Origin of the sequence: Kocuria sp. LHG3120 (assembly GCF_049897445.1) — a bacterium.
GTDB classification, from domain to species: domain Bacteria; phylum Actinomycetota; class Actinomycetes; order Actinomycetales; family Micrococcaceae; genus Kocuria; species Kocuria rosea.
Genome location: NZ_JAFCWG010000007.1, coordinates 252,797 through 264,673, shown reverse-complemented (window position 1 = coordinate 264,673; position 11,877 = coordinate 252,797). Strand labels below are relative to the sequence as shown.

12 protein-coding genes and 1 pseudogene are annotated in these 11,877 nt (G+C 70.0%); 6 read left to right on the top strand and 7 right to left on the bottom strand.

Going from position 1 to position 11,877, the window contains the following annotated elements; all coding sequences use genetic code 11:
* The 5 genes and pseudogenes from narY to ACP7CD_RS15055 form a co-directional block, all read left to right on the top strand.
* Nucleotides 1-675 (top strand): annotated as a pseudogene (gene narY / locus ACP7CD_RS15075) (nitrate reductase subunit beta); the annotation flags it as partial.
* Nucleotides 675-1,373, top strand: coding sequence for a nitrate reductase molybdenum cofactor assembly chaperone (gene narJ / locus ACP7CD_RS15070; RefSeq protein WP_017834488.1), 699 nt, complete (start codon nt 675-677; stop codon nt 1,371-1,373). The pseudogene narY and the gene narJ, both read left to right, overlap by 1 nt.
* Nucleotides 1,370-2,203: a respiratory nitrate reductase subunit gamma gene (gene narI / locus ACP7CD_RS15065; protein ID WP_109244522.1), complete on the top strand. Its 834-nt coding sequence runs from the start codon at nt 1,370-1,372 to the stop codon at nt 2,201-2,203. The genes narJ and narI overlap by 4 nt, the downstream gene beginning before the upstream one ends.
* Nucleotides 2,204-2,239: 36 nt before the next feature.
* Complete coding sequence (locus ACP7CD_RS15060; protein ID WP_017834490.1) at nt 2,240-3,484, top strand: MFS transporter; 1,245 nt, start codon at nt 2,240-2,242, stop codon at nt 3,482-3,484.
* A gap of 217 nt (nt 3,485-3,701) precedes the next feature.
* On the top strand, nt 3,702-4,799 hold the full coding sequence (locus ACP7CD_RS15055) for a cytochrome P450 (protein WP_017834491.1): 1,098 nt from the start codon (nt 3,702-3,704) through the stop codon (nt 4,797-4,799).
* Nucleotides 4,800-4,917: 118 nt separating this feature from the next.
* Here ACP7CD_RS15055 and ACP7CD_RS15050 read toward each other — a convergent pair whose 3' ends face one another.
* From ACP7CD_RS15050 to ACP7CD_RS15025, 6 genes are all read right to left on the bottom strand, one after another.
* On the bottom strand, nt 4,918-5,112 hold the full coding sequence (locus ACP7CD_RS15050) for a hypothetical protein (protein ID WP_017834492.1): 195 nt from the start codon (nt 5,110-5,112) through the stop codon (nt 4,918-4,920).
* Between the two features lie 151 nt (nt 5,113-5,263).
* Nucleotides 5,264-6,181 carry an NADP-dependent oxidoreductase gene (locus ACP7CD_RS15045; protein ID WP_017834493.1) on the bottom strand — a complete coding sequence of 306 codons (918 nt, stop codon included), beginning with the start codon at nt 6,179-6,181 and terminating at the stop codon, nt 5,264-5,266.
* A 44-nt stretch (nt 6,182-6,225) separates the two neighbouring features.
* Entirely contained in the window at nt 6,226-6,654 is a 429-nt protein-coding gene (locus tag ACP7CD_RS15040; RefSeq protein WP_017834494.1) for a cupin domain-containing protein, read from the bottom strand.
* Between the two features lie 114 nt (nt 6,655-6,768).
* Nucleotides 6,769-8,697 (bottom strand): heavy metal translocating P-type ATPase, encoded by a 1,929-nt coding sequence (locus ACP7CD_RS15035; RefSeq protein WP_017834495.1) that lies wholly within the window; start codon nt 8,695-8,697, stop codon nt 6,769-6,771.
* Nucleotides 8,698-8,910: 213 nt separating this feature from the next.
* Nucleotides 8,911-9,150 (bottom strand): heavy-metal-associated domain-containing protein, encoded by a 240-nt coding sequence (locus tag ACP7CD_RS15030; protein ID WP_017834496.1) that lies wholly within the window; start codon nt 9,148-9,150, stop codon nt 8,911-8,913.
* Nucleotides 9,151-9,265: 115 nt separating this feature from the next.
* Entirely contained in the window at nt 9,266-10,090 is an 825-nt protein-coding gene (locus ACP7CD_RS15025) for a Crp/Fnr family transcriptional regulator (RefSeq protein WP_109244523.1), read from the bottom strand.
* Between the two features lie 293 nt (nt 10,091-10,383).
* On the opposite strand from ACP7CD_RS15025, the gene ACP7CD_RS15020 reads away from it, so the two are divergent.
* Nucleotides 10,384-10,872: a hypothetical protein gene (locus ACP7CD_RS15020; protein WP_017834498.1), complete on the top strand. Its 489-nt coding sequence runs from the start codon at nt 10,384-10,386 to the stop codon at nt 10,870-10,872.
* A gap of 98 nt (nt 10,873-10,970) precedes the next feature.
* Here the strand turns inward: ACP7CD_RS15020 and ACP7CD_RS15015 are convergent, their stop codons facing one another.
* Nucleotides 10,971-11,369 carry a hypothetical protein gene (locus ACP7CD_RS15015; RefSeq protein ID WP_017834499.1) on the bottom strand — a complete coding sequence of 133 codons (399 nt, stop codon included), beginning with the start codon at nt 11,367-11,369 and terminating at the stop codon, nt 10,971-10,973.
* Nucleotides 11,370-11,877: the final 508 nt, after the last annotated feature.

Sequence of the window (11,877 nt, the reverse complement as noted above, 5' to 3'; positions counted from 1 at the left end):
TACACCCTGGCCAAAGAGCTGCGGGTGGCCCTGCCCCTGCACCCCGAGTACCGCACGATGCCCATGGTCTGGTACGTCCCGCCACTGTCGCCGGTCGTGGACCTGCTCAAGGACCAGGGCCACGACGGCGAGGACGCCGCCAACCTCTTCGGGGCGATCGACTCCCTGCGCATCCCGGTCGAGTACCTGGCCGAGCTGTTCACCGCCGGGGACACCGAGAAGATCCGGGAGGTGCTCAACAAACTGGCAGCCATGCGCTCCTACATGCGCGACATCGCCCTGGGCGAGGAAGCGGACGAGGCGATCGCCGAAGCCGTCGGGATGACCGGGACCGAGATCCAGAAGATGTACCGGCTCATGGCGATCGCCAAGTACGAGGAACGCTACGTCATCCCCTCCGCGCACCTGGAGGACGCGCACAACCTCGAGGAGATCGGCTGCTCCCTCGACGTGGACGGTGGGCCCGGCATGGGCCAGACCGGGGTGTTCGGCGAAGCCTCCGGAACGCCGATGCCAGTCGCGGCCGAGAACTTCGCGGCCCTGCAGGCACGGCAGCGCGGGACCGACCCCACCGGAAACGAGGAACTGGGAGGGCGGGTCAACCTGCTCAACTGGGACGGGCGGGGCAAGCCCCAGGGCCTGTTCCCGCCCCAGGACGGGAACGGGGCGCGCTGATGGGGCTGCTGGAGAAGCTGCTCGGCAAGGCCGGGCCGGGCACCCTCGACCCGGGCGCCTACGCCGACCCGGACCCCCGGCGCAGCGCGGTGACCCGGCAGGCCGCCGCAGTGCTGCTGGGCTACCCGGACCCGGCGATGCTCGAGGTGCTCCCGCTGCTGCACGGGGCGCTCACAGAGGTAGAGGCCCCCGTGGAGGAGGTCGAGGAGCTGTTCGAGTGGTTCACGGCTCGCCCCTTGGATGAGGTGCAGGCCGACTACGTCCAGGAGTTTGACCTGTCCCGGCGGCACAGCCTGCACCTGACCTACTGGACCGACGGGGACACCCGACGCCGTGGGGAGGCACTGGCGGCCTTCAAAGAGATCTACCGCTCCCACGGGGCGCAGCTGGACGAGTCCGAGCTGCCGGACTACCTGCCACTGGTGCTGGAGTTCACCGCGAAGGTCTCCCCCGAGGACGGCTACGAACTGCTGCAGCGCTACCGCCCGTCCCTGGAGCTGCTGCGGCTGTCCCTGCGCGACGACGGCCTGCCGCACCGCGGCGCCCTCGCCCTGGTGTGCTCCACCCTGCCCGGGGTCTCCCCGGAGGACCGCGACGCGGTGATGCGGATGGCCGGCTACGGCCCGCCCACCGAATCCGTGGGCCTGGACCCCTACGACCCCCGGCTGCTGCCCGTCACCGAAAGGAACAGCCCATGATCCCCACCGCTCCGCCTCCCGAGACCGTCGAGATCGGGGTGGGGGACGTCCTGTTGTGGGGTGCCCTGCCCTACGTCGTGCTGGCGCTGATCATCGGCGGCTCGATCTGGCGCTACAAGTACGACCAGTTCGGTTGGACCACCCGCTCCTCCCAGCTCTACGAGTCCCGCATCCTGCGCATCGCCTCCCCGCTGTTCCACTTCGGCATCCTCGCAGTGCTGGCCGGGCACGTCATGGGGCTGGTGATCCCCCGCACCTGGACCGACGCCGTCGGGATCAACGAGCACCTGTACCACATCATGGCCCTGGGCATCGGCACGATCGCCGGGGTGGGCACCCTGGTCGGGATCGTGCTGCTCATCTGGCGCCGGCGCACCACCGGGCCGGTGTTCATGGCCACCACCAAGAACGACAAGCTCATGTACGTCATGCTCGTCGGCGCGCTGCTCACGGGCCTGGGCACCACGGTGCTGTCCCTGTTCGACACCACCGTGGTCGACTACCGCCAGACCGTCTCCCCGTGGTTCCGCTCCATCTGGATCTTCCAACCCGACGTCGCCGCCATGGCCGCGGCCGGCCCCGGCTTCAAGGTGCACGCCCTGTGGGCGATGGCGCTCTTCGCGCTGTGGCCCTTCACCCGCCTGGTGCACGCCTTCACCGCACCGGTGCACTACCTGTTCCGCCCCTACATCGTCTACCGCTCCCGTGACCGCGCCTCCGGAACGAACCTGGCCCCGGTGCGCCGGGGTTGGGAGCCCGTGGGCACCCGGGACCGGGCCCGTGGCACCACGAAAGCACCCACGGGCCGCAACCGCGCCGGTCGCCACTGACGTCTCGCCCTGCCCACCGAACGCACGAGGACAGCCATGTCATCCACCTCCCCCGCGACCTCTTCCGGCACCACTGCCCCTGACCTCAAGGTCGGGCAGCTGCGCAACCTGCTCCTGGCCACCCTGGCGTCCGCAGTCGGCTTCTGGGCCTGGACGATCGTGGGGCCGCTGGCCAAGCGCTATGCCCAGCAGATGGACCTCGACGCCACCCAGACCTCGGTGCTGGTGGCCATGCCGATCCTCGTCGGCGCCGTCTGCCGGGTGCCCGTTGGCGCGTTGACCGACCGCTACGGCGGGCGGGTGATGTTCACCGTCATCCTGGGCATCACCGCTCCCCTGGTGCTCGTCACCGGGCTCGTCGGGCAGCTGGGCAGCTTCGGACTGCTCGTGGCCGTGGCGTTCTTCCTCGGCATCGCCGGTACCGTCTTCGCCGTGGGCGTCCCGTTCTGCTCGGGGTGGTACGAATCCCACCGCAAGGGCTTCGCCACCGGGGTCTTCGGCGCCGGTATGGTCGGCACCGCCGTCTCCGCGTTCCTCACCCCCCGCCTGGTGACCGGGATCGGATACCTGGGCGCCCACGTCCTGATCGCGGTGATCGTGGGAGTCATGGCTGTGCTGTGCTGGGCGCTGCTACGGGACTCTCCCGTGCACGGGGCCAAGGCCCCCGAGCCGGTCCTACCGAAGATCAAACACGCGTTCACGCTGAAAGTCACCTGGCAACTGTGCTTCCTCTACGGGGTCGTCTTCGGGGCGTTCGTCGCGTTCTCCAACTACCTGCCGACCTACCTCGACAACGTCTACGACTTCGACGCCACCGCCGCCGGCACCCGCACCGCCGGCTTCGCCCTGGCCGCCGTCATCGCCCGACCCATCGGCGGGATCCTGGCCGACAAGATCGGGCCGAAGACGGTGACCCTGACCGCTCTGTCCGGCACCGCCGTGCTCGCCATGGTCGTAGCCTTCCAACCCGGTCAGGAACGCGTCTACGGCCCCACCTTCCTGCTCATGGCACTCTTCCTCGGCCTGGGCACCGGCGGTGTCTTCGGCTGGGTCGGCCGAGCCGCCCCGGCCAAGGACGTCGGCACCATCGGCGGCATCATCGCCGCCGCCGGCGGCCTGGGCGGATACTTCCCGCCGCTGGTCATGGGCGCCACCTACAACGCCGAGCACAACAGCTACTTCGTGGGCCTGACCCTGCTGGCCGGCTTCGCGATCCTGTCCCTGCTGCTCGCCCTCACCGTACGCAACGGCGGGAAAGTCGACGAACGAACCCACCCCTGAACACCACCACCAACTGCCCCCACCGCCGGCGCGGAGGTCCCCGCGCACCGCGCTGACGGCCACCCACGACAGGACACACATGACAGGCCATCCCTCGGCCGATGACGCCATCCCCCACGCACCCCCGCTGGCCGGACCCGCCACGGCACCGGGACCGGCCACGGATCCCGTCCGGTCCGATTGGAACCCGCGGGGCCCGCAGGTCCGTCGCGATCCTGTGGCCGCCTACGACAAGCTGCGCTCACGCTGTCCCGTGGCCCGCGATGCCAGTGGTGCTTGGACGTTGTTCACCCACGCTGACGTCACTGCCGCCGCGCTGGACCACGAGAGCTTCTCCAACGCAGTCTCCCGCTACCTCCAGGTGCCCAACGGTCTTGACGGCCCTACCCACACGGCCTTCCGCGCCCTCGTGGAGCGGTTCTTCACCCCTGAGCGGATGAGCGCCCTGGAGCCGGTGGTGCAGCGGGTCGCCACCGACCTGGTGGGCCAGCTCGAGGTCCCCGGCCCGATCGACGCCGTGGCGGTCGGCTCCCGCTTCGCCGTGCGCGCACAGACGGCCTGGCTGGGGTGGCCTGCAGGCCTGGAGGAGGATCTGCTGCAGTGGATGCAGGACAACCATGCCGCCACCCGCTCCCGGGACCGTTCCCGCACCACTGAGGTCGCCCAGCGCTTCGACGCCATCATCCGATCCTTGACCGACGTCCGCCGCGAGGCCGGCGACGGTGCGCCCGATGACGTGACCACTGAGCTTGTGCGTGCCCAGGTTGATGGGCGGGAGCTCAGCGACGATGAGATCGTCTCGATCCTGCGCAACTGGACCGGCGGTGACTTGGGGTCGATGGCGTTGTGCACCGGCGTGGTACTGACTTATCTGGCCGATCAACCCGAGTTGCAGGCCCGGCTGCGCTCGGGGGTGTCCGACCGGGAGTTCGACGCGATCCTCGATGAGATCCTGCGGATCGATGACCCGTTCGTCGCCAACCGCCGCATCACGACGGAACCCGTCACAGTCGGTGGTCGAGAGCTGGCCGCCGGCGACCGGGTGCTCCTGAACTGGACCGCCGCCAACCGCGACCCGCGGATCTTCGCTGACCCGGACGCGTTCGACCCGGTCGGCAACGCCCCGTACAACCTGGTGTACGGGATCGGCAAGCACGTGTGCCCTGGCAGGCCGCTGGCGACCCTCGAGCTGCGAGTACTGACCCGCGCCGCCCTGGCGGCGACGGCCGTGATCGAGCCCGATCCGGACCGGCCCCGGGAACGCGAGTTGCCGCCCGTGGGTGGGTTCGCCACCGCTCCGCTGCGCCTGCGGTGACACCCACCGCTCCGGCGGGAACACCGACCCCGTGTCGGGGTGGAGGAATCAGCCTCTCCCCGGCCGGGGCCGAGCACGCGTCGCTTGTCGGGACGCCCGAGCAGCCAACCCCTGGGGTTTAGTAGTTCTGGGGCGGGTCGGAGGCGGGGAAGGAATCGAGTCCCCACTGCTCGATCTTCGCTTCGTTCCGTTCGTACTGGGCGGCGGCTGTTTCCGCGTTCTTGATCAGCTGCTGGAGCTGGACGGTTTCGACGCTGGTGCGCGTCGCCGTGGCGATGCGGGGGCTCGTGGTCGGACTGGTCTTCTGGCACATGGGATGTTCCTTCTGTGGGCTGGATCCGCTCTCTCGCGCCCCGCCTCAAGATGAGTCGACAGGTGCCGGTGTGACGGCCCCCGTCAATGGGCTGGGGCCGCCACACCGGCGCCCTTGTTCTCACCGCATGAGGCTCCGGGCGTGCCCATGATCAGCACACGGGGGTGGGTTCGATGACGATCTTGCCGGTGGCGTGACCGGCCTCGACCTCGGCGATCGCCCGTCCTGCTTCTGCCAGGGGATAGCAGGCGGTGACGTGGGGATCGACGAGTCCGTATTCGATGACCTCGGTGATCTTTTCCATCGCCTCCTCGGTGCGTTCCAGTGCCGCCCCGCCCAGTTCTGTGGCGGTCGTGGCGTCGGCCGCCGAGATGATCCTGGCCGGATCGGTAACCAGGCCGGCGACCTCGCCCAGGGCCTCACCCCCGACGAGGTCGACGATAAGGTCCACCCCCTCGGGGGCGACCTCGCGGACGCGGTCAGCAGCTCCTTCCCCGGAGGGGACGAAGGTCGCCCCGGTGCATTCGACGATCTTGCGCTTGGACTGGCTGGCGACGCCGATGACGGTGAACTGGTGGACGCGCCCAATTTGGGCGGCCATCAGTCCCACCCCGCCGCCGGCGCCAAGAATCAGCAATCTCTGGCCGGGTTCGAGTTCGAACTGGTGGGTGGCGTCATAGGCGGTGGCCGCAGCCACCGGGATGGTGGCGGCGTCGGCGAAGGAGATCTCCTCGGGCTTGGCGACCGCCTCGGCCGCCCGCACGAGGGTGTGCTCGGCGAACCCGCCGTGACCCGGAGCGACGGGGCCGAGGATCTCGTCGCCGACCGCGAAACCCTTTACGCCTTCCCCGAGATCGGTCACGACGCCGGAGACCTCCCGGCCCATCGGGGCCGGCAACTCCCGGTCCCGCCCCAGTACCCCGGAGCGGATCTTCCAGTCGACAGGATTCACCCCGGCGGCCCGAACCTCCACGGCCAGCTCGCCCGGGCCAGGCTGCGGGGCGGGCCGATCGAGGAGCTGTTGGGTCTCAGGACCGCCGAAATCGGTGAACACGTAGACCGTGGACATCGTCTTCCTCGTTTCTTCTCTAGAGGGTGTGGATGAGTGCGGGCTCAACCGGTCGGGGGTTCGTCCCGGCCGGTGGCCTCGGCCGCGTCCGCCTCCTCCTTGGTGGCGTAGGCGGCCTCGGCGGCGTGCTCGGGCGGGCTGTAGACGGTGTAGAGCACCAGGGGCTCATCCCCGGTGTTGCGGAAGTTGTGCCGGGCCCCGGCCGGGACCGCGCACTGGTCACCGGCCTCGATCGGATGCGTGTGCCCGTTCAGGTCGGCTTCCCCGGTGCCGGCGACGAAGGTGAGGATCTGATCGGTGTGCTCGTGGACCTCCTCGCCGATCTCACCACCGGTAGGGATGGTCATGACAACGATCTGAGCGTGTTGGCCGGTCCACAGCACCTGGCGGAAGTCGGGGTTGCTGCCAGCGATGTCGGCGATGGTGAAGTGCTCAATGTTGCCCTCGATGATGAAGTGCTCTTGCGCGCTCATGATGCTCCTCCTGCAGTGATGGTGGTCTCTCCGCCCGGGGCCGGGCAGGACTGGTGGTGCGTTCCGCCCCGTGGCGGGCGGTCCTGGTGTGGGGCCGCCCGCCACGGTGGTGTCCTAGGACCGGGATGTCACCCGGTCTGTGGCCGGGGCGGCCGGTGTGGTGCCCGTCGCGGGGGTGGTGTCCTGGGCGCGGCGCAGCAGCCGCATGGCGTTGGCGATCACGACGAGCACAGAAGCCTCGTGGACGAGCATCCCGATCGACATCGTGACCCCGCCGGCGAAGACCCCGGCCAACAACAGCACCACGGTGATCAGGGCGACGGTGATGTTCTGATGCATCACGGCCACGGTGCGCTTGGCCAGCCCGATCGCTTCGGGCAGCTTCAGCAGGTTGTCGCCCATCAGCGCGATGTCGGCGGTCTCCACGGCCACAGCCGAGCCGGCCGCGCCCATGGCCGCGCCGATGTCCGCGGTGGCCAGGGCGGGGGCGTCATTGACGCCATCGCCGACCATCACCACCAAGTGGCCCTCCCGCTGCAGCGCCGCGACCGCCTCGAGCTTGTCCTCGGGCAGCAACCCGGCGCGGATCTCGTCCACCCCGGTGACCTTCCCGATGGCCTGAGCCACCAACGGGGCGTCACCGGTGAGCATGACGACCTTCTCCACCCCGGCCTCGTGGAGCCGGGACACCATCTCGGCCGCGTCGGCCCTCACCTGGTCGGCCACGGCGATGACACCGATCACGGCATTGTCGACGGCCACGATCATGGGTGTCCGCCCAGCCGCGGCGAGCTTCTGGGCCGCAGCTGCAGCCTTCGGGTCGGTGATGCCGTACTGCTCCAGCAACGCGGCGTTGCCGATCAGCACCCGCACCCCGTCAGTGGTCGACACGATGCCCTTGCCCGGCACTGGGTCGACCGCCTCGGGGACCACGGAGGCGCCCACGCCCTCGGCCGCAGCGGCGTCGAGGATCGGGCGGGCCAGGGGGTGCTCGGAGCCGGCCTCCGCGGCCGCGGCCCAGCCCAGCACGTCCGCGCGGTCCAGCGCCGGGTCCAAGACGACCACGTCGGTCAGCTGCGGGCGGCCCTCGGTGAGCGTGCCGGTCTTGTCCACGGCGACGGCGGTGATCCTCGCGGAGGTCTCCAGGAACTCCCCACCTTTGATCAGGATGCCATTGCGGGCCGCACGGCCGATGCCGGCCACGATGGCGACCGGGATGGAGATCACCAGGGCTCCGGGACAGCCGATGACCAGCAGGGTCAGGGCGAGCACCACGTCCCCGGTGATCAAGCCACCGACCAGTGCCAGGACCATGATTGCGGGGGTGTACCAGGTGGAGAAGCGGTCGATGAATGCCTGGGTGGCCGCCTTGGCGTCCTGGGCCTCCTCCACCCGGTGGATGATGCGGGCCAGCGTGGTGTCGGCGCCGATGCCGGTGGCCAGCACCTGAAGAAACCCGCCGCGGGAGACGGTCCCGGCGAAGACCTGGTCGCTCTTGGCCTTCTCCACCGGGATGGACTCCCCGGTGATGGAAGCCTCGTCCACGGCACCGGTGCCGGCCACGACCTGGCCGTCGACGGGAACCTTGGCGCCGTTCTTGACCAGCACGACCTCGCCCATCGCCACGTCCGCGGCCGGAACCTCGACCTGCTCCCCGTCACGCAGGACCACGGCGGTGTCCGGGGCGACCGCGACGAGCTCGGCCAGCGCCGAGCGGGTCTTGTTGAGGGTGGCCGACTCCAGGGCGTGGCCGACCGCGAAGAGGAAGGTCACCGCGGCGGCCTCCCAGTAGTTGCCGATGATGACCGCCCCGATGGCGGCGACCGCCACCAGCAGGTCGATCCCGACCATGCGGGCGACCATCGCCCGGACGGCCTTGACCACGATCTGATTGCCGGCGACGACGGCGGCGGCGAGCATGAGCACATCCGCCCACAGGACCGAGCCGACGACCTCGGAGGCGACGAACGAGGCGAGGATCAGCACCCCCGCAACCGCGGGGATCGCCCACCGGCCGTAAATCCACCTCTGCACCCTGTTCATGATGTCCGTCCTTCCTGGTAACCGTTCTCGCCCCTGATGGGGGCTTGTTCACGACGCTACGCACAGCCCACGGACCCGAACATGTCGGGGATCAATCAACCGCACGATCGCAGGAAGGGCCAATGAGCGCCGGCTCGGCGGGCAACGAAGAGCGCCGCTGCCGTGACCTCCTGGGGAGGTCCCGGCAGCGGCGCGGGCTGTGGGTGCGGCGGGTCAGAAGGCGGCGGGGCGGGCGGTGTAGCCGACCTTGGCAACAGCGGCGACGATGTCCTCCACACTCACGAGGGCAGGGTCGTGGTCGACCTCGATGCGGGCCGAGGCGAAGTGGACCTTCACCGCGTCGACGCCCTTCAGACGCCCGACGCGCTTCTCGATCTTGGCCACGCAGGAGGGGCAGGAGAAGCCCTCGGCGCGCAGGACCGTGTGAGTGGTGGTGGCTGTGGTGGTGGTCATGGTGGTGGTTCCTCTCCCTGTTGTGGAGTACTCACCTCATCGGGTGTGTCTCCAACCTACGAAGGACCGGGTCCTCGGACCATGACGGGCGTCAATCAACCGCGAAGCTCGGGGGTCAGGCCTCCGCTCCGGCGATCTCCGCCAGCCGGCGCGGGTCACGCACGGCAGTCCAGCGGCGGCCGGCGTCGATGACACCGTCCTTGCGCCACCGGCTCATCACCCGGGAGACGGACTCCGGGGTCGACCCGGTCATCCCCGCCAGATCCGCCCGCGACAGCGGCAGCTCGATCAAGGTCCCGCCCTCGCGGGCGGGCTCCCCGAACTTCTCCGCCAGGCGCAGCAGGACCGCCGCCAGTCGCTCGGCCACGGTGGCCGTGGACTGCCGGGTGACGTCGGTGCGGGCCTGGGCGAGCAGCGCTGTGGTGTCCTCGAGCACCCGCAGCCCCACCTCTGGGTGCTCGCCGAGGATCTGGCGGAACGCGTCGTCGCCGATCCGCAGGGCGCACACGGTGGTCAAAGCCTCGACAGTCTCGGCGTAGGCTTCCTGGCCGAGGGTGCGCAGCCCGCCGAACAGGTCTCCCGGCCCCAGTAGCTCCACCACGACCTCTTGCCCATTCGGGGCGGTCCGGTAAGCCTTGGCCCGTCCCGCGGCTACGAGGTAGAGGTGCTCAGCCGGTGCGCCCTCGACGTGGAGCGCGTCCCCCTCAGCCCAGGACAGGGAGGTCATCCTCCGGTCGATGTCCGCCAGCTGCTCCTCGACCAGCCCGGCGAACATCGGTGTCCGGGACAGCACCCGCATCCGCACCGGCGCCGGACAGACGTGGGGCTGCGCGCAGGTCGACCGCAACGGGATCCGCCGCCGAGAAGACACCGGGCTAGCATCCGGGGACATCCGCGCCGGCGACCCCTGCAGGCCCTCGGCGTGCGAGGAGGTGCTCATGCTGTTCCCTTCAGGCCAGGTAGGGGAAACGGCACCAGGTACGGGGCGCCCACCTGGTCACCGGATCGCGTCGTTCGAATTCCACCGTACTCCCACAGCATTCGGCCCCGGCCCCGCGTCCCGCTTTCACGGACCCCGGCCCGCATCAGCAACATGGCTTCTTCCCCCAGACCTTCTCCAATGGGGGTGCATCTCACAGACACCACCAGTGCGCGCAGAGCTTTCCCCGCTGACGTGTCGCTGGCGCCCGTTCGGCGTGGCGCGCGGGGAGTCCTGCAGCTTCCAGGAGGAGCGTGGACGCTGTGAACACCTCACGTCCCGAATCGACTCCTCCAGCCCATCAGCAGCGGAAGCCGCCCCGGGACTTCGCCGCCGTCCTGCCGCTGTTGGTGGGCTCGGCTGTGGGCGCGGCCGGGGGCAGCACCTTCGTGCTGGCCAACGCCTCCGCACTGGTCCCACCGCGGCCCGGACTGACCCTGGTTGCCTGGGGCGTGCTCGCGCTCGGATGGTTGGCCGCGACACTGCTGCACCGGCACGACCCCGCCGTAGCACGGCCGCGCCGGCATGCCCTGACGATTTACGTGACGAGTGTGGTGGCGACGCTGGTGCTGATCCCACTCGCCACCACGGCCTTCGGCACCCTCGAGGCAGAGCCCCTGCGTCCCGCGGCCATCGCCGCGGCGGTGGGTCTTTTCGTCACTCCCACGGCAGGGCCCGCAGCCGCAGTGCTGGCCGGGTTGACGATGCTGGCCTCGATCACGCTCTACAACCTCCGTCACTAGCCAGCACTCCACGGCCCGGAAAGCAACCCACAGTGCATCAGACCCGCCGGGTTCGGCGTGAGGTCGTTGCACGGAGGCTGGACTATGGACGAGGAGGTTCAGGAGGTGTCTCCGTCGACGGGTTCGACCTTAGGGTCCGTTGCCGGGGTGCAGCGAGTATGTGGGGGCAGTGCTGCGCTCAGGTGCGGGGCGATGTGTGCCAGGTGGGCGAGATAGCCGTGGGCGTCCAGCTCGGTCAACGCGAGGCGAACCTGGGCCTTGGCCGTGCTGGCGCGGGCGGCGAGCTCGGCCAGCGCCAGGGTGTGCTCGGGGCGGGTGCGGGCCACCGCGCGCAGCACCCGACGGGCCTCCGGGCTCAGCCGGGAGTCGGCGCTTGCCTGGTGGATCAGGGCCTCCAGGGCCGGGCGCAGGGCGGCAAAGGCCGCCGCCCGGGACAGCGGATCGGCCACGGGAGTCGCCCAGTTGGCGTGCGCTGCGGCAGGGTGGGCATCGTTCATGCGGGCCTCCTCAACCGGGGCAGCTACCTGCGATTGGACGATGTGCTGCCACAGGGACGGAGGGACGGTCATGAGTGCCGTAAGGGGCCGCCGGCCCGGCGGCAGAAGCGTCGCCCCCCCCCCCCCGGCGACGGAGCCCAAGGCCCCAGCTCTTCTGCCGCCAGGACGGCGGCTATTCGACCGGTCTGGAATGGGCCAGCCCCCCGGCTGCGCCCTCTGACACGGTCCACACTAGGTGGCCCAGCCCCCCGACTGAGCACCGTGCGCGATACCCCAACCGTACCGACCGGTAAGGAAAAGATCGACTTTCATAATGTCCCCACTTCCGCCGGTGGGACGCCCCGCCGTGCTGACGAGGCGGTCCGGGGCCGGGTTGTCCGCCCAGAGGCGGTTTCCGCCGGCGCGTACGGCAGGCTGGAATTGCTGGGCCCCCCGGTCCTGCGGACACCGACTCCGACCGCATCGGCTAAGCCTTCCCCTGGGGATGCCGTCTGCGTGGTGCTGGCCC